This window comes from Mycobacterium sherrisii, from assembly GCF_002102355.1.
In the GTDB taxonomy this organism is placed as follows: domain Bacteria; phylum Actinomycetota; class Actinomycetes; order Mycobacteriales; family Mycobacteriaceae; genus Mycobacterium; species Mycobacterium sherrisii.
Map to the genome: position 1 here is coordinate 126,015 of NZ_LQPT01000023.1, position 17,660 is coordinate 143,674.

Sequence of the window (17,660 nt, forward strand, 5' to 3'; positions counted from 1 at the left end):
CAGTGGCGCGACACGTCTATGGGACAGCTACACCACGTTGTCCAGGAGCGGTGTTGTCCAGGAGCGGTACCAGGTAGCGCGCGGCGTAGCCGCGGACGGCCGCGTCGTCGGCGATGTCCAGGCGGTCGGTGGGGAAGACGATGATGCCCAGCGCGACACGCAGCAGCACGTCGGCGATGTTGGCGAGGTCGGGCTCGGCAATCTCGGCTCCGCACCGGCGCAGGGTGCGGGCGATCCCGTCGGCGAATTGGCCGATGGGGAAGACATGCGAGCGGGAGAACAGACCGAACAACTCGGGTTCGCTCTGCACGATGCGCGAATACAGCGGCGAATCCTGGACCAGCCGAACGCCCAGGGTGAACGCCTCGATCACTGCCTGCCGCGGGCCACAGCCCGCGGTGGCCCGGTCCAGGGTGGCGAAAAACAGCTCGGCTTCGCGCCGCACCACCCGTTCGACCAGATCGTCTTTGGTGGGGAAGCGGCGGTAGACGGTGCTGCGGCTGACGCCGGCTTGCACGGCGACGTCCTCGATGTTCGCGCGGCGCACGCCGTAGGTCTCGAACACCGTCCGCGCGGTGTCGAGAATGGTTCGCTCCACGTCGGTGCCGTCTTCGACTTGACCGACCTGGCCGGCCGAGCTGCGGCTACGCATGACTACCGACCCCCAGTGCGATGGCGAACGCCCAAATGTTAGCGTGGAACAAAGATACATTTTTGTGTCAGTGGTTCAGGGGAGGTGGGCCGTGACTGCCCAGCAGGACCGGCTGGCCGGCCCGAACGCCGGTGCGCTGTTCGATTCCCGCGTTCGGGAAGCCGTGCCCGTGGTGCTCGACGAGCCGGTTGACGCCCACGCCCGACTGGGCCCCGACTCCCTGATCTGGAAGTTTTACGGCGATCACCGCACTCAGTTCTTCGGGTTTCAGCGCGTGGCCGGTGTGGAGAACTGCATTGAGCAACTCGCCCAGGGCGTGTTCGATCACTCGGTGGTTTTCAGCGACACCCTGGGTCGCGCCAAACGGACGGCGCCGCCGCTGATGAAGACGGTTTACTCCGACGACCCGCACGAGTGGGGCCGCAAGGTGCGTGACTTCCACAAGCCGATCAAGGGGACGATCAGCGACGGCTCCCGGTATCACGCGTTGAATCCCGAGTTGTTCTATTGGGCGCACGCGACTTTCGTCGATCAGGTCATCTACAACACCGACACGTTCATCCGCCGCCTCTCGGATGCGGAGAAGGAACAGATCTTCGAGGAAGGCAAGGTCTGGTACCGCCTCTACGGCGTCAGCGACCGCGGTCAGCCACAGACCTACACCGAGTTCCTCTCCTACTGGGATCAGATGCTCGAACGGTTCGTGCCGCACAAGACGGTCCTGTACGGAACCGGCTACATCCGCAAGGGCATCCCGGCGCCGCGCCGGATACCCAAGCCGATCTGGGCGGTGCTGGCCGCCCCGCTGAACGCCTACACCCGCCTGGTACTGGTCGGCACCATGCCGCCACAGATGCGCGAGGTGTGTCAGCTGCACTGGAATGCCAAGAAAGAGAGACGGTTTCAGCGTTTCGCGGCCGTTATGCGCGCGTTGAACCCGTTGATCAACCGGCTGCCGCTGCCGCTGCTTTACGCGCCGTGGGCGGTGACGGCGTGGCGCCGCGCGGGCGTCGACCCCCGCCGGCTGCACAATCGAGCGGCCTAACCGAGCAGTTGCCGAGGTTTTCGGGACGTCATCGCGGTCCTGACGGAGACTGGTGGTTACCCCGCGCCATACCGGGGCATCCCGCTACGTCGGCCCCAAGCGTGAGGAGTACCGCGATGCAGATGACGGGTAATACCGTGCTGGTCACCGGCGGCGGAACCGGTATCGGACGCGGTCTGGCCGAGTCATTGCACCAGTTCGGCAACAAGGTGGTGATCGCCGGCCGCCGCCGCGACGCCCTGCAGGCCGTCGTGTCGGCCAACCCCGGAATCGAGTGCATGCCGCTGGATCAGGCCGACGCCGCGGACGTCCGGCGCTTCGTCGTCGAACTGACCGACCGTCATCCCGACCTCAACGTGGTGGTCAACAACGCCGGGATACAGCGAGTCGAAGACCTGACCGCCACCAACATCGGGCTGGCCGAGCAGAGCATCGCGATCAACCTGGTGGGCCCGATCCGGCTGATTTCGGCCCTACTTCCGGGGCTGCTGCGCAAGCCGCGCGCGGCAATCATCAACGTGACGTCCGGCCTGGCCTTCATGCCCAGCGCGCTGACACCGACCTACTGCGCCGCCAAGGCGGCGCTGCACTCCTACACCCAATCGCTGCGCTTCCAGCTACGCGGAACACCCGTCGACGTCATCGAGATCATCCCCCCGCAGGTGCAGACCGCACTGCAGGGCGAACGGGGATTCGACCCCAGCGGGATGCCGGTGGACGAGTTCATCGCCGAGACGATGTCCCTGTTGCAGGCGCAGCCCCAGGCCGACGAGATCGTGGTGGAGCGCGCCAAGGCTTTCCGGTACGCCGAACGCGACGGCACCTACGACGACATCTATCCCGTATTCAACGAGGCGATAACGTCGTGGTTCCGCCGCGAAAGCGATAAGGGCTGAAAACCTTGCGGCCACGCGGAATTCGCCGCCGTATGGACAGACGTTCAATCGCTGTATGCCTGGCCGAACCCGAGCCGCCGTAGCCAACGGCGGTGGCATCCGACAGGATCGAAGCCATGGCCGGTGTCGACTTTTCACTGTTGGACGTCCCGAGATCCGAACCGATCGACGACCCCGACGCTTACCTGCGTGCCGCGATCGCCTGGCACTTCGGCCAGGACACCGGCTCGGCCTTTTGGTTGCGAGCCGCCGAGACGCTGGACTTCGAGCCGTTGACCGACGTCACCACATACGAGGATCTGCGGCGATTCCCCAATCTGCTGACCGAGCTGCGCAACGTACCGATCGAGGACCTGATTCCGCGGGGGTACGGTTCGCCGCCGCCGGTGCCGCAGATATTCGAGTCCGGTGGCACCACCGGCGCGCCGAAACGCACCGCGCAGCTTCCCGATTGGGTCGCCCAGGTCATCGACTGGCAGACCGAGGACTTCGCCGCCGGCGGCTTCCGGCGTGGTCAGGGCTTTTTGTGCCTGATGCCGAGCGGGCCGCACGGCGTGGGTTACTTTTCGCGGCTGGTCTCCGAACGCCTGGGCTCGGCGTTTCACGCGATCGACATCGATCCGCGCTGGGTGAAGAAGATCGCGGCGCAGCATGCCGCGGCGCAAAATGTCGCGGCCTACGTCGACCATGTTCTCGAGCAGGCCACTTACGTGCTGCAGACGCAGAACGTCGCCAACCTGCACGCCACGCCGCCGTTGCTGGAAGCCATGGCCCGCAACGACGACTTGGTGGACCTGGTGAACGCCAAGATTCGTTACCTGTTGCTCAGCGGCGCGCACGTGGACGCCGACACGCTGGACCTGCTGCGCGGCATCTTCCCGGACACGACGATCACGATGGCCTTCGGCAGCACGATGATTCTCTCGCAGGCAATCACCCGAATCGACGGTGACGCCTTCGTGTTCGACCCGCGGACGCCCTACGTCGTGTTCTGGGTCATCGATCCGGATACCGGCGAGCAGGTGCCCTACGGTCAACTCGGTCAGGTTGTGATGAACCACATCAGCAAGGGCATGTTCCTGCCGAACAATCTGGAGCGCGACATGGCGATCCGAATGCCCGGTCCGGCCGGCCCGCTCAGCGATTCGGTCAGCGCTGTGCGGCCCGTCCTTACCTTCGAGGGTGCGGCCGTGATCGAGGGCGTGTACTGACGTGAGCGGCGAAACCCGAAGCGCGACCGCGGAATTGGTGGGCATCGACGCGCTCGGACCCGACGGCGAGTATCGGACCCGTAACCGGCAGGTGATCGCCACCACGGCGGGCACGCCGATCGCCGAGTTGAGCCTGGTGCCGCCGCTGTACGTGACACGCACCATCAATGCCCAGCGCAAGGCGGTGCCGCTGCCCGCTGTCCCGCGCGAAGACGCGCTGGCCGAAGCGGCCCGGATCTTTCGGACCGGCGTCATCGGGGGCATGGACTTCGCCGCGTACGTCGCGCTGGCCAGCCGGATTTCGGGTGTCCCGATCGCGGTCACCCGTGCCGCCGCACATGGCGTCGGCGACGCGGTGGCGGATGCGGTCGACGCAGTGCGGCCCGCCCGACCGGTCGGCGCGGCCGGTGACTGGCGCGACGAACGCACCCGCGCCGGCGCCGCGGTGTGGACCCGGCGCGGCGAGGTCTTTGCCGTGCTCGCTGCCGGAAACGGCGCGGGGGTGCACGGCACGTGGCCGCAAGCGCTCGCCTTGGGCTACCGGGTCGCGGTGCGACCCTCCCGGCGTGAACCCCTGACCGGGCACCGGCTCGTGAACGCGTTGCGCCAGGCCGGGTTTCGCGGCGAAGACGTCACCTTTTTGCCGACCGATCACCGGGCGGCCGACGAGATCGTCCGCGCCGCCGACCTTGCCCTGGTGTACGGCGGCCAGGACGTCGTGGACAAATACGCCGATGACCCGAGGGTGTGGGTGAACGGCCCGGGCCGGGCGAAGATCCTGATCACCGCGAGCCACGACTGGCGCGACTACCTCGACCTGATCGTCGACTCGATCGCAAACCTGGGCGGAATGGCCTGCGTCAACGCCACCGCGGTGTTGTACGAGGGCGATCCGGCCCCACTCGCCGCGGCTGTCGCCGAACGGCTGTCGGCGATCGAGCCGATGCCCACCGAGGACGAGCGCGCGGTGTTGCCCACGCAGCCGGTCGCCACGGCGCGGGCGCTCGCGGACCACCTGGCGGTCAAGGCCGCCGGCGCGACTGCGCTGCTGGGCGCCGACCAGGTCGTCGCCGCGGTGGGAGACGGCTGCGCCGCCCTGCGCCCCGCCGTGCATCTGCTGAGCGAACCCGACGCCGACAAGCTCAACGTCGAACTACCGTTCCCCTGCGTGTGGATCGCGCCGTGGTCGCGCGACGACGGCCTGGAACCACTGCGAAAGTCGTTGGTAATCACCGTGATCACCGATGACGACGGCCTGGTCGACGCCTTACTGGGCGAACCGACGGTGAGCAATGTCTATCGCGGCAACCGGCCGACGCCCTACAGCGCGCCGGGCATTCCGCACGACGGATTCCTGGCGGATTTCCTGATGCGCAACAAGGGATTCGTGCGGGACTAGCTGCGGGTGGTCGCGGGATAGGGCAACAGCGCCACCTCGCGAGCGTTCTTGATCGCGGTGGCTACCTGCCGTTGCTGCTGGACCGTCAGGCCGGTGACGCGTCGCGACCGAATCTTGCCGCGGTCGGAGATGAACACCCGCAACGTGTTGGTGTCCTTGTAATCGACGGTCTTCAGGCCGAGGCTGGCGAGCAGATTCTTGCGCTTCTCTCCCGACACCGGCTTGTTCGGCCGCCTGACTTTGCCGGCCATTCACCAACTCGCTTTCCGGATACCGGGCAGTTCCCCGCGATGGGCCAGTTCGCGCATCCGCACCCGCGACAGCCCAAACTTGCGCAGCTGCCCGCGCGGGCGGCCATCGATCGCGTCGCGGTTGCGGATCCGCACCGCGCTGGCGTCGCGGGGCTGGCGGGCCAGTGCTTGCTGCGCGGCCAGTCGCTGCTCGGGTGTGCTCTGCGGCGATCGAATGATCTCTTTGAGACCGGCCCGCCGTTCGGCGTAGCGTGCGACGATCTCGCGGCGCTTGTCGTTCTTGACGATCTTGGACTTCTTGGCCATCAGCGCTCTTCCCGGAACTCGACGTGGCGGCGCACGACCGGGTCGTACTTGCGCAGCGTCAGCCGGTCGGGGTCGTTGCGCCGGTTTTTGCGGGTGATGTAGGTGTAGCCGGTGCCGGCGGTGGACCGCAGCTTGACCAGGGGACGAATCATGTTGCGCGCCATCAGATGCGCTGTCCTTCCCGGCGCAACCGGGCGACGACGGCCTCGATGCCGTCGCGATCGACGACCTTGATGCCCTTGGTGCTCAACCGCAACGTGATGCGCCGGCCCTCCGAGGGCAGGAAGTAGGTCTTGGTCTGAATGTTCGGCGACCACCGCCGCGGGGTTCTGCGATGCGAGTGCGACACCGAATTACCGAACCCGACGGTGCGACCGGTCACCTGACAGCGCATGGGCACGACGGCTCCTCTCCCCCGCGCCAGCGGCGCAGTTATTGAAAATCATTTTCGACAATGCCTGTCCGGCACTGTACCGTGACATCGGCGTTGATGAAAATCGTTTGCAATAAGGAGTCGGGATGCGGACGCCGGTGGTGTTGATAGCGGGGCAGGGCGACGCGGACCGGGTGGCGGGCGGGCTGCTGGGCAAACCCGGAACCGTGGTCGTCGAGCACCGGTTCGACGGCCACGTGGTGCGGCGGGCAACGAGCATGCTGCGCCACGGCGAGCTGAGCACCGCCGAGACCGCCTTGGAGCTGGCGCACGGCTGCGTGTCCTGCACCGTGCGCAACGACCTGCTGGTGCTGCTGCGCAAGTTGGCGCATCGCGACGGGGTGCAGCGCATTGTCGTGCACCTGGCGCAGTGGCTCGAGCCCGAACCCATCTGCGTCGCGATCAACCACGTGCGGGTGACCGTCGGTCCCGGCTACCCGGAGGGCCCAGCCGCGCTGGACGTGATGATCGCGGGCGTGCTGACGTGCATCGACACCCGAACCTGGCTGCCTCGCGCGCTCGGCGACGCGGTGTTGTCGGACGGTCGCACCATGGCCCAGGTCGTGGTCGGCCAGGCGGAGTTCGCCGACCTGTTGGTGCTGACCCGCCCCGACCCGGTGACGCTGGCCGTGCTGCGCCGGCTCGCCCCGCGGTCACGGATCACGGTGGGGCCGGACCGGGTCGACGTGGCCCTGGCCAACCTCGACGACAACTCCCGGCGCGGGCGCAGTGATCACCCGCACGGCTGGCTGCTGGCCGGCCTGCCGCCGCTCACCGCGGACGGGGCGGTGCGCATCGTCGAGTTCAACGCTCGCCGGCCGTTCCACCCGGAACGCCTGCACGCCGCGGTCGATCTGCTGCTGACCGGTGTAGTGCGCAGCCGTGGCCGGCTCTGGCTGGCCAGCCGACCCGACCAGGTCATGTGGCTGGAATCGGCCGGCGGCGGGCTGCGGGTGTCCAGCGCGGGAAAGTGGCTGGCGGCCATGACCGATCGGGAAGTGGCCAATGTCGACCCGGAACGCAGGCTGTTCGCCGAGTTGCAGTGGGAATATCGGTTCGGCGACCGGCACACGGCCATGACGGTGCTGGTCTGCGGTGCCGAGCCGCCCGACATCCTCGACGCGCTGCACGGGGCACTGCTCACCGACGCGGAAATGGCGGCACCGCAGGACTGGCGCGAATATCGAGATCCCTTCGGCGACTGGCACCAAGACCCGTGCGATGAAATCACCAGCGCCGCAGAAGAAGCCGCATCCGAGGCGGAGCGCCGCGAATCCTGAATTGACGCCGCACCACACCGCTGCGCCGGAACCGGTGGTTCCGACTGTGCGTGCCGTCTGGTAGCTGTAGGTTACGAGTCACGGACGTTAAGACAACAGCGTTACACCACGACTCGGCCCGCCATCTCGGTGAAGCGGTGTGAAGGTGAACTTGATAGGTCAGGCCTTGACAAGGGCGACCGACCGATTGGCCAATCCGGCGCGGCTGTCGGACCCCGACAAGCTTCGCGCCGCGGTCGCCGGCAAAACGGTGCTGGTCACCGGCGCGTCCTACGGGATCGGTGAGGCGACGGCGCGTCGGTTTGCCGCGGCCGGCGCCACGGTTCTAATTGTTGCCCGGTCGGCGGAACGGCTCGACGACCTCGCCGCGGCGATCAATGCCGGCGGCGGCCGGGGCGTCGCGTACCCCACCGACCTCAGCGACGAGGCCGCCGTGCACGTGCTGACCAAGCAGATCACCGAAAACCACGGACCGCTGGACATCGTGGTCAGCAACGCCGGCAAATCGCTGCGCCGCTCGCTGCATCAGCAATACGACCGCCCGCACGACTTCCAGCGCACCATCGACATCAACTATCTGGGCCCGATCTGGCTGCTGCTGGGAGTGCTGCCGACCATGCGGGAACACGGCGGCGGCCATATCGTGAACGTCTCCAGCGTCGGCGTGCGGGTGGTGCCCGGCCCGCAGTGGGGCGCCTACCAGGCGTCCAAGGGCGCGTTCGACCGCTGGCTGCGCAGCGTGGCCCCCGAACTGCACGCCGACGCCGTCGAGGTCACCTCGGTCTACTTCGCGCTGGTCCGGACCCGGATGATCGCCCCGACGCCGGTGTTGGGCCGGCTGCCCGGGTTGTCCGCCGACGAGGCCGCCGATGTCATCGCCAAGGCGGTCATCGAGCGTCCGCGGACGCTGGAACCGCCGTGGGTGTTCCCGGCCGAGGTGGCCTCGGTGCTGTTGGCCGGACCGGCCGAGCGGGCGGCCCGGCTGTGGCACCGGCGGTTCTTTGCCGACCGCACACCGCGCAAGGACGACCGATGAGCGACGGTGTGGCCGCCACGGCCGCCCGCGCGCTGGTGTCGTCGCGGCTGCTGAGCGTCCCCCCGCCGCTCGCGGCGCTGCGGGTGGTCCGCGAGGTGAATCGCGGCGGCACAAACCTTTACACGCTGCTGGCAATCGCCGCGACCCGCTGGCCGCAACGCACGGCGATCATCGACGATGACGGGGCGCTGAGCTACCGCGAGCTGCGAGTCACGACCGAATCGCTGGCTCGCCGACTCGTCGACGCCGGCGTCGGACCGGGCGAAGCGGTCGGCGTCATGTGCCGAAACGGCCGCGACTTCGTGGTTGCCGTCTTTGCCACCGCCCTGGTCGGCGCCGATCTGGTGCTGGTGAACACGGAGTTCCGCAGCGACGCCCTGGCGGGCGCGCTCAGCGCGCACCAGGTGACAACGATATTGTGCGACAACGAGTTTGCCGGACAGGTCCGCGATGCGCTGCCGTCGATTCACGTGCTCGACCTCGCCGATGGCCATCCGGTTGCGGGCGCGTCACGGCCCAAGGTCGCACCGTCGGGCCGCATCGTACTGCTCACGTCCGGCACCACCGGCATCCCCAAAGGCGCGCCGCGCACCCCTCGGATCAGCTCCGGGCTGGGGGCCGGGGTGACGATCCTAGAACGCACCCGCCTGCGCACTGGTGCGCGAATTACGTTGGCAACACCAATGTTTCATGGCCTCGGCTTCGGCATCATGACACTGTCGGTCAGCCTGGGTGCCACCATGCTGACCCGTCGCCGCTTCGACGCCGAACAGACGCTGGCCCAGGCCTCGCTGCAGCGCGCCGACGCGATGAGCGTGGTGCCGATCATGCTGGCGCGCATCCTGGACCTGCCGCAGCGCGTCCGGATACGAAACCCGCTGGGATCACTGAAGGTCGTGATCTCCAGTGGCGATCGGCTCGACCCGAGCCTGGCGCGCCGGTTCATGGACGAATACGGCGACGTCCTCTACAACCTTTATGGTTCAACGGAAGTCGGGATCGGTGCGCTGGCGACGCCGGCCGAGCTGCGGGCCGCCCCGGAGACCGTGGGCAGGCCGGTCGCAGGCTGCCCGGTGCGCATTTATGACCGCAGCGGCCGGCCCGTAGGACCCCGGGTGACCGGCCGTATCTTCGTCGGCGGCGAACTGAGCTCCGACGGCTACACCGGCGGCGGCGCCAAGCACGTCATCGACGGCCACACCAGCACCGGCGACATGGGCTATCTGGACAACGCGGGCCGGCTCTACATCGTCGGCCGCGAGGACGACATGATCGTGTCCGGCGGTGAGAATGTGTACCCGCGGGCGTTGGAAAACGCGCTCGCCGAGCACCCCGACATCGCCGAAACCGCGGTCGTTTCGGTGCCCGACGAACAGTTCGGCCGGCGGCTGGCCGCGTTCGTCGTCCCGCGCCATCGGCGCGAAGTCGATGTGACGGCGCTGCGAGAGTTCCTGAAGGGCAAGGTTGCCCGTTTCGAACAGCCCCGCGACATCCACCTGGTCGACAGCATCCCGCGCAATCCGGCCGGCAAGGTCATCCGCCGCGAACTGTCGAGCTAGACGTCCGGGTCCTCCTCGGACTCGTCGATCGGCTGGATGACCCCGATCGTCTTGTTCAGCCAGTTCGGCGCCAGCCAGGAGATCGCGGTGGCGCCCGCCGTCGCTCCGACCACCCCGGACCAGGCGACCGGGCCCAGCGGTGTGCAGCCGAAGAACTGGCTGACCACCGGGGTTTGAATGATGCCGACCAGGACGCCCGCGCTGCCCAGCGCGGTCGCCACCACCAGCGGGCTGTGCTGGCGGGTCAGCAGCGTCTGCGCCAACTGCGTCGTCACCAGCGCGGCCAATCCCATTGTCGCCGTACGGCGTTCGCTGCCCGGCGTGTAACGGCCGATGCCCCAGGCCGCCGTGGCACCCGCCGCGGTGACCACACCGCGGGTGATGATCTGACGCATCAGGGGTGCGTCGAGCGACGGCCGCGCCCCGGTCAGCACGGCCAGACGGTGTGCGGCGCGCGCACTTTCGGCCGCCTCCTCGCTCTCGTACTCCGCGGCGTCGGGCTCGGCGTATTGCGACGTGACGGCGACCGCCAGCGCCGGGAACATGTCGGTGAGCAGGTTCACCAGCAGCAGCTGCCGGGTGCCCACCGGTGCGCGGCCCTGACCGAACGCGGTCCCGATGATGGTGAACAGCACCTCGCCGACGTTGCCGCCGACCAGGATCGTGACGGCGTCGCGAACCCCGGCCCACATGCCGCGGCCCTCCACCAGCGCGTCGAGCAGCACGCTCAAATCGCGGTCGGTCAAGACGATGTCGGCCGCACCGCGGGCCGCCGACGATCCGCGGCCGCTGACCCCGATGCCGACGTCGGCCATCCGGATCGCCGCGGCGTCGTTGGCGCCGTCGCCGACCATCGCCGTCACCCGGCCGCAGCGCTGCAGCGCCGCGACGATCTGCACCTTCTGCTCCGGGCTGACCCGGGCGAAAACCTGCACGTCGGCGACCATCTTGGCGCAGGCGTCCTCATCGAGGCCGGCCAGTTCGGTCCCGGTGACCACCCGCGCATCCGCCGGCAAGCCCAGCTGACGGGCGATCGCCCGCGCGGTGATCGGGTGGTCTCCGGTGATCAGCACGACGTCGCGACCGGCCGCCTCCAGCGCCTCGATCAGCGGGCGCGACGAGGCCCGGGCGGTGTCCGCCAAGCCGACATACCCCAGCAGTTCGAGGTCCTGGGCGGTGGCGTCGACGGCGTCGGCGTCGGTGTCGGTGTCGTGGGTGGTCCCGTTCGGCCACGGGCGGCGCGCCACCGCCAGCACCCGCAAGCCCCGTTCGGCGAGTCCGCGTACCACCGACTCGGCGTGCGCGCGGTCGGCGGCCGGATCGTTGAACCGGCAGCGCGGCAGCACGACCTCCGGGGCGCCCTTGAGCATCAGCACGGGCGTGTCCGGGTCCGAGCCGAGGGTGCCGATCGCGGCGGCGTACCCGCGGCTGGATTCGAACGGAACCTCGGCGAGCAACTGCCAGCCCGAATTGTTCTTGGTCAGCAGGAAACTCGCAGCGGTGATGATGGCCTCGTCGGTGGCGTGTGCGTGGCCTTGTCCGTCTTGGGGCTGCGACGACGCCCACGCCGCCGCCCGCAGCACGGCCGCCGACCGCGGGTCCTCGGTTTCCGGGAAGGGATCGCCCGGGCGGGCGTCGTGCGGCACGGCGCAGAGCACCCGCAGCCGATTTTCGGTCAAGGTGCCGGTCTTGTCGAAACATACCGTGTCGACGCGGCCCAGCGCCTCGATGGTGCGCGGCGAGCGGACCAGCGCGCCGCGCGCCGTCAGCCGCTGCGCGGCGGCCAACTGGGACAGGGTGGCCACCAGCGGCAGGCCCTCCGGCACCGCGGCAACCGCGATCGCGACACCGTCGGCGACCGCTTGCCGCAGCGGTGAGCGTCGCAGCAACGCCAGCGCGGTGACCGCCGCGCCGCCGGTCAGGGTCAGCGGCAACACCTTGCTGGTGAGCTCACGCAGTCGCGCCTGCACACCGGCCGACGTCTCGACGTCAGCGACGGCCGAAATCGCCCGGTGCGCCGCGGTATTCACCCCCGTGGCCACGACGATCGCGCGTGCGTGCCCCGCGACGATGGTGCTTCCCTCGAACAGCATGCTCGCCCGTTCCGGATCGTTGACCGCGACCGGCTCCACCTGCTTGTCCACCGGCAGCGACTCCCCGGTCAGCAACGACTCGTCGACCTCGAGGTCTTCGGCGATCAGCAGACGCGCGTCGGCCGGCACCACCTCCGGAGCGGCCAGATCGATGACGTCGCCGGGCCGCAGTGACTTGGCGGACACGGTAGCCGTGCGGGTCGCGTGCCGGGCCGCCTCCAGCCGGCGCCGGGTGGTGGCCACCGCGGGGACCACGACGCGGCGGACCAGTTGATCCTGTTCGGCGAACAGCTCGGCGGCCGCCGCTTCGGCCCGCAACCGTTGCGCCCCACCGGTTATCGCGTTGACCGTCATCACCCCACCGACCAGCAGCGCGTCGATGTTGCTGCCGACGATGGCCGAGGCTGCCGCCCCGACGGCCAGGATGGGGGTCAGCGGGTCGGCCAGTTCGACGCGGGTGGCCGCGGCCAACCGTGCCAAGCCGTGCACCGGTCCGCGTAGGCCCGCGAACGGCGGGCTGTAGGAGAGATCGTCGAGGCGGCGACGCCACGACGGGGTCAGGGTCTGTACCGCCATCGGCCGGGCGCCGCCGGCCAATCGCGAATAGACGATCTCCGGATCCAGCGCGTGCCAGGCGGTCAGTGGTTGCGGGGTGGGGTCCGGCAGCCGTAATACCCTGCTGGCCGAGAACGTTCCGGCCACCAGCGCGGTGGCCGCGGCGGCATTGACGGGGTTGAGCCAGCGCCGAAAGCTCACCGGGTTGTTGTTCTGCTTTTGATCGGTGCCGGTGACCAACAGCAACCCGGCCAGCGTCGTGCCGCCCTGAGCCAGGTGTACGGCCGATTCGCTCGCCGAGCGCGCGACCGGAATCGCCGACAGGATACGCACCGCGGCGGCCAGGTCGGTGCCGGTGATGATGTCGGCCGTCCAGGGCGTGGCCGCACGCGGATCATCAAGTGCCACACCAACATCGGCGATGGCAAGCGCAGCCAATGTGTCCGTCGACGCGAAATCGCGGTGCACCGCGGTGATCAGCAGCACCGGACCGCGATCGGCCCGCAACTCCCGCACCACACCGAGCAGCGGCGTGCCCGGCGGGTGCGTCGCGGCGACGCTCGCCGTCAGGTCCTCGGTGCCGGCGACGTGTCGCAGCACCACCCGGGCGCCGGTTCGGTTCGCGGTCTGCAGCAACGGAATCGCGTAGGGGTCCACTTCCCAGCCGACCTCGACCCGGCCCACCCGTTCGCCGTCCACCATCAGTTCGGCGGTCTCCAGGCCCTGGGCCGGCGTCGCCGACGGACCTTGTGCGGGAACCCAGCTCAGATGTGCTCCGGTGGCAGGCAATTCGTCGGGGTCAGGGTCCGGGGCCTGTTCGCCATGTAGCAGCGCGTCGGCGACCTCGTAGACCCGGTCGTCGTCCCAACCCGGCGCCTCCCCGGACGATCGCAGCACGGCGCGATGATCACCGCGCAGCGCGGCCCCGTCGATCACGACGACCTTCACCCGGTCCAGTCGGCGCAGCGCACCCGGATCCAGGACCAGCTGACCGTCGTTGGCCAGGCCGCGTCCCAGGGTCGCCGCGAAAGCCTGCCGGCCGATGTGCGCGGCCCGGGGCACGCCGGCCTCGATCGCGGCGGCGGCGTCTTCGGTGCCGCCGCCGGCCACCAGCGCGCTGGCCGCGGCGATCAGCGAACCGTTGGCCGCCGAATCGACGTAGCTTTCCACCGGCCCGGCCATCGAGCCCTTCTCTTTGTCCATCGCGGCGTCGATGGTGCCGCCGACCACGACGTGTGATGCCTCGCCTGCCGCCGCGGCTCCCCAGCTGTGCCGGGGCATCTGCGACTTCACCCCGGCCGAGGAGATGACCGGGACCACCGGCGCCTGCGGACGTTCCGGCGACGCCAGATGCGGCTCGCGGTCGCGCCAGACGCGGCGGTGCGCGGCCGCCTCGCTGATCTGCAGGGTCCGCTGCGTCATATCGAGCAGCGGGGTGCCGAACGAGTGGGTCAGCCCATGCGCCGCCGCGGTCGCGGCCGCCAGCGCGACATCGGTGCCCACTCGTCCCAGCCGCGATTCCAGGATCGAGACCATGCGCGGTTGGTGGTTGATCAGCGCGGCCGCCGCCCGGGTGGTCTGCGGTGCCGCGGGCAGCCGGGCCACCCAGCCGGTCAGCGCGGCCGTCACGGCGACCACATCGAGGGCGGCCGCGGTGAACGGCACCAGAATCGCGAGCGGATTGCCGGGGTCGGCGAAGGGCGCGGAAGCCGGCAGGTCGGACTTGGTGGACGCCAGATCGGCGGCAACGTCGGCCACCGTCGACCGCACTTCCGCCACCACGGCCTCGTTGTCGACGCCGTCGGCAAGTTGGACCACCAGCCGGCCGAGCGCCCCCTCCACATGGGCCTCGGCGACTCCCGGAATTCGGCGAACCGGCTCCTCGACGACCGCCGAATACTCATACCAGCGCGCAAACGGCAACAGCGGGTCCAGATCGAGGTGCACCCGCTGCCCGCTGCGCCAGCGAACCGGGGGCTTGATGCGTTCCGGGGAACCGTCGGTAGACGCGTTCATCCCGAGCGCCCGGCCGGTGGAGCTGGCGACCGACTGCACCACGGGACCCGCCAGTTCGACGACCGGGCTCGCCAGCAACTGCACCGCACCGGCGGCTCCCGCCGCCGTGGACACGCCGGCCTTGACTAGCTGAGCCGCTCCGCCGGTGACACCGGCGACCACGCCGGATACACCCGGAATCTTCATTCAGTCATCCTTCGAAGACGTCTACCGCGCTAATAATCCTGGGGTGCCGGTGACCTGTCTACATATGCGCCCGAAGGCAGGCCCCGCGATGACACCACTGCTGCGGTGGCTGGGTATCGGCTGTGTGACCGGCGGGTGTAATCGCGTCCCTCCCAAAGCTTACCGATCGGGCGGCAAATCAAACCTTGCGAACAACGTCGGATCCAGGAACACGATGATCCCGGCGATGCCCGAGGCGCCCGGGGTGAGCACGTGAACCGAATGCGCCCGTAGGACGCCGTCCGCGGCCCGCCGGTACTCGGCAACGGCGGGTTGCGCGTTCGCCGCGGTCGCCACCATCACGATGTCGCCGGGCCTCGTAAATGCCCGTGCGGCAAGGAATTCCAGCACGGTGTCGCGTCCGGTGAACCACACCCGTTGCGGCGGCATTTCGAGCCGGACGTCGGCCTGCAACAACTCGGTGAGTGCGGCCATGTCGGCGTTTTCGAAGGCCGCGCAGTAACGGTCGAGCAGGTCACGGCGCTCGGCGCTGTCGGGGTCGACGGCGTCGTCTTCGGTGGGTGAGATCTCGGCCAGACGGGCCCGGGCCCGCTGCAGCGAACTGTTGACCGCGGCGGGTGTGGTTGCGAGAAGTTCGGCTACCTCGGCGGCACTGAACTGTACGACATCACGCAGAATCAGCACGGCGCGTTGGCGGGCGGGTAGCTCCTGTAGCGCGGTCATCACGGCCAGTCGCACACTGAGTCGCGCGGTGACGGTGTCTTCCGGAGTCGCGAACACGTGGGTGTCGGGGATGGGTTCCAGCCATTGCTGGGCGCCCGCGGCGGCATCGAGGTCGACGTGCGGGTCGAGGGTACTGTCGCCCAGTCCGGCCGGCGGTACCCGCCGGGCGCGCTGCTCCAACGCGCGCAGGCACGCCGTGGTGGCGATCCGGTACAGCCAGGTGCGCAGCGCCGCGCGCTCCTCGAATGCCTGATATCCCCGCCAGCCGCGCAGATACGTCTCCTGCACCAGGTCTTCGGCGTCGTGCACCGAGCCGAGCATCCGGTAACAGTGCGCGATCAGCTCGGCACGGAACGGCGCCGCCTGCTCGATGAATTCTTCCTGAGCCGGCACGGTCGTCCTCCATCTCGGACGCGGGACCGGTTGGCCCGGAACCCTGCTTTAGGTACTGAGCCGGGCAGACGGCGAAATTAATCGGTCGCGCGCGATGAATCAAGGCGATGCGCCGTATCTGAATTGGTGGAGGAGTTCACCAAGAAAGCGAGTACGACATGACCCAGACCCACGCCGACGGCCTCGTCGGCACGACCGCGATCGTGACGGGGGCGAGCCGCGGATTCGGCCGCTCCATTGCGGTCGCGTTGACGGCAGCCGGCGCCGAGGTGGTCGGTGTAGCGCGCACCGCCGCCTTGCTCGACGAGGCTCATGCCGAGTTGGGCGACGCGTTCATCCCCGTGGTGGCCGACGCGGCCGATCCGGCCACCGCGGCCGAGCTCATCGAGAAATACGCGCCACGCACGCTGGTGCTGTGCGCCGGGGCGGCCCCGCAGCTGAATCCGGTGCAGGAGCAGAGCTGGGAAAGCTTCAGCGCGAACTGGAGTGTCGATGTCGCGCAGGCGTTCCACTGGAGTCGCAGTGCGCTGCGGCGTCCGTTGGCGCCGGGCAGTGCGGTAATCCTGATGTCCACCGGTGCGGCCGTCAACGGCTCGCCACTGTCCGGTGGTTACGCGGGCGCGAAAGCGACCGTCAAATTCATCGGCAGCTACGCCGCCGACGAGTCGAACCGCGCCAGGCTCGGCATCACGTTCGCGTCGCTGCTGCCGCGGCTGACGCCGGTCACCGACCTGGGTGCGAAGGCGGCCGCGGCTTACGCCGCGCGGGAAGGCCTCGCCGTCGACAAGTTCGTCGAATCGACCGGTCCCGCGCTCACCGCCGAACACGTCGGCGATGTGGTGGTCGCGCTGGCCACCGGCGACATCCGGGGGCACGATGCTTACCTGCTCGCCGCGTCGGGTCTGACGCCGTTGGCCGGACGCTGATCCGCTCGTCGAGCAGGAAGGCGGACACCACCATGAACACACCCCCGATTGTGTCGGCAGCGCAATGGGAGGCCGAGCATCGGCGAATGATGGTGAAAGAAAAGGAGCTGACCCGCTCCCGCGATGCCCTGGCCGCGCTGCGCCGACGGATGCCGTGGCAGGCGGTGGACCGGCGCTACGAGTTCGACGGTCCGGACGGCAGGGTGAACCTGCTCGGGCTATTCGAGGGGCGTCGGCAATTGATCGTCTACCGCGCGTTCTTCGGGCCGACGTCCACGGCTGGCCCGACCACGCCTGCCGCGGTTGCTCGATGATCGCCGACCACATCGGCCATCTCGCGCACCTCAACGCCCGTGACACGACGCTGGTGTTCGCCTCGCGGGCGCCGCAATCCGACATCGAGCGGTTGAAGGCGCGGATGGGTTGGCGCATGCCCTGGTACACCATCACCGACAGCTTTGACGTCGATTTCGGTGTGCACGAATGGCACGGCACCAATGCATTTATCCGCGACGGTGATCGCGTCTTTCGGACTTACTTCATCAACAACCGGGGCGACGAGGCGCTGGGCACCACCTGGAGCTTCCTGGATATGACGGCGCTGGGCCGGCAGGAGTCCTGGGGGTTGCGTCCAGCAGAGTGGTGTACGAGTCGGACCTGATCAGCGGTACCGGCGTGTCGTAGCCGAGTGATTGGAGGT

At 68.9% G+C, this 17,660-nt stretch carries 15 protein-coding genes and 1 pseudogene; 9 read left to right on the forward strand and 7 right to left on the reverse strand.

Annotated elements, in window-relative coordinates; translation table 11 throughout:
* Positions 1-16: 16 nt before the first annotated feature.
* Positions 17-652, reverse strand: a complete 636-nt coding sequence (locus tag AWC25_RS04460; RefSeq protein WP_069399417.1) for a TetR/AcrR family transcriptional regulator — start codon at positions 650-652, stop codon at positions 17-19.
* A gap of 91 nt (positions 653-743) precedes the next feature.
* On the opposite strand from AWC25_RS04460, the gene AWC25_RS04465 reads away from it, so the two are divergent.
* The 4 genes from AWC25_RS04465 to AWC25_RS04480 all read left to right on the forward strand — a co-directional run bounded on the left by AWC25_RS04465 (position 744) and on the right by AWC25_RS04480 (position 5,203).
* Positions 744-1,697 (forward strand): oxygenase MpaB family protein, encoded by a 954-nt coding sequence (locus tag AWC25_RS04465; RefSeq protein ID WP_069399418.1) that lies wholly within the window; start codon positions 744-746, stop codon positions 1,695-1,697.
* A 116-nt stretch (positions 1,698-1,813) separates the two neighbouring features.
* A complete protein-coding gene (locus AWC25_RS04470; RefSeq protein ID WP_069399419.1) occupies positions 1,814-2,593 on the forward strand; it encodes an SDR family oxidoreductase in 780 nt (259 codons plus the stop codon).
* A 116-nt stretch (positions 2,594-2,709) separates the two neighbouring features.
* Positions 2,710-3,804, forward strand: coding sequence for a phenylacetate--CoA ligase family protein (locus AWC25_RS04475; RefSeq protein WP_069399420.1), 1,095 nt, complete (start codon positions 2,710-2,712; stop codon positions 3,802-3,804).
* Positions 3,805-3,838: 34 nt separating this feature from the next.
* Positions 3,839-5,203, forward strand: coding sequence for an aldehyde dehydrogenase family protein (locus AWC25_RS04480; protein WP_069399450.1), 1,365 nt, complete (start codon positions 3,839-3,841; stop codon positions 5,201-5,203).
* Here AWC25_RS04480 and rpsR read toward each other — a convergent pair.
* From rpsR to rpmB, 4 genes are read right to left on the reverse strand one after another with little or no spacing between them, the layout of a single operon-like run.
* Positions 5,200-5,454, reverse strand: coding sequence for a 30S ribosomal protein S18 (gene rpsR, locus AWC25_RS04485; protein WP_069399421.1), 255 nt, complete (start codon positions 5,452-5,454; stop codon positions 5,200-5,202). The genes AWC25_RS04480 and rpsR overlap by 4 nt on opposite strands.
* Positions 5,455-5,760: a 30S ribosomal protein S14 gene (gene rpsN, locus AWC25_RS04490; protein ID WP_069399422.1), complete on the reverse strand. Its 306-nt coding sequence runs from the start codon at positions 5,758-5,760 to the stop codon at positions 5,455-5,457.
* Entirely contained in the window at positions 5,760-5,924 is a 165-nt protein-coding gene (gene rpmG, locus AWC25_RS04495; RefSeq protein ID WP_069399423.1) for a 50S ribosomal protein L33, read from the reverse strand. The genes rpsN and rpmG overlap by 1 nt, the downstream gene beginning before the upstream one ends.
* Entirely contained in the window at positions 5,924-6,160 is a 237-nt protein-coding gene (rpmB, locus tag AWC25_RS04500) for a 50S ribosomal protein L28 (RefSeq protein WP_142278688.1), read from the reverse strand. Before rpmB ends, rpmG begins: the two co-directional genes overlap by 1 nt.
* A gap of 119 nt (positions 6,161-6,279) precedes the next feature.
* On the opposite strand from rpmB, the gene mrf reads away from it, so the two are divergent.
* The 3 genes from mrf to AWC25_RS04515 all read left to right on the forward strand — a co-directional run bounded on the left by mrf (position 6,280) and on the right by AWC25_RS04515 (position 10,068).
* Positions 6,280-7,473 (forward strand): ribosome hibernation factor-recruiting GTPase MRF, encoded by a 1,194-nt coding sequence (gene mrf, locus AWC25_RS04505; protein ID WP_069399425.1) that lies wholly within the window; start codon positions 6,280-6,282, stop codon positions 7,471-7,473.
* 145 nt (positions 7,474-7,618) lie between these two features.
* Entirely contained in the window at positions 7,619-8,509 is an 891-nt protein-coding gene (locus tag AWC25_RS04510) for an SDR family NAD(P)-dependent oxidoreductase (protein WP_069399451.1), read from the forward strand.
* On the forward strand, positions 8,506-10,068 hold the full coding sequence (locus AWC25_RS04515) for an AMP-binding protein (protein WP_069399426.1): 1,563 nt from the start codon (positions 8,506-8,508) through the stop codon (positions 10,066-10,068). The genes AWC25_RS04510 and AWC25_RS04515 overlap by 4 nt, the downstream gene beginning before the upstream one ends.
* Here the strand turns inward: AWC25_RS04515 and AWC25_RS04520 are convergent.
* Together AWC25_RS04520 and AWC25_RS04525 are read right to left on the reverse strand one after the other, a co-directional pair.
* Positions 10,065-14,918 carry a cation-translocating P-type ATPase gene (locus AWC25_RS04520; protein ID WP_069399427.1) on the reverse strand — a complete coding sequence of 1,618 codons (4,854 nt, stop codon included), beginning with the start codon at positions 14,916-14,918 and terminating at the stop codon, positions 10,065-10,067. The genes AWC25_RS04515 and AWC25_RS04520 overlap by 4 nt on opposite strands.
* 159 nt (positions 14,919-15,077) lie before the next feature.
* Positions 15,078-16,034: a sigma-70 family RNA polymerase sigma factor gene (locus tag AWC25_RS04525; RefSeq protein WP_069399428.1), complete on the reverse strand. Its 957-nt coding sequence runs from the start codon at positions 16,032-16,034 to the stop codon at positions 15,078-15,080.
* Between the two features lie 158 nt (positions 16,035-16,192).
* Here AWC25_RS04525 and AWC25_RS04530 point away from each other — a divergent pair, with 158 nt between their 5' ends.
* Together AWC25_RS04530 and AWC25_RS04535 are read left to right on the forward strand one after the other, a co-directional pair.
* Positions 16,193-16,960, forward strand: coding sequence for an SDR family oxidoreductase (locus AWC25_RS04530; protein ID WP_085166414.1), 768 nt, complete (start codon positions 16,193-16,195; stop codon positions 16,958-16,960).
* 32 nt (positions 16,961-16,992) lie between these two features.
* A pseudogene (locus tag AWC25_RS04535) lies at positions 16,993-17,621 on the forward strand (DUF899 domain-containing protein).
* The last annotated feature ends 39 nt before the right edge of the window (positions 17,622-17,660 follow it).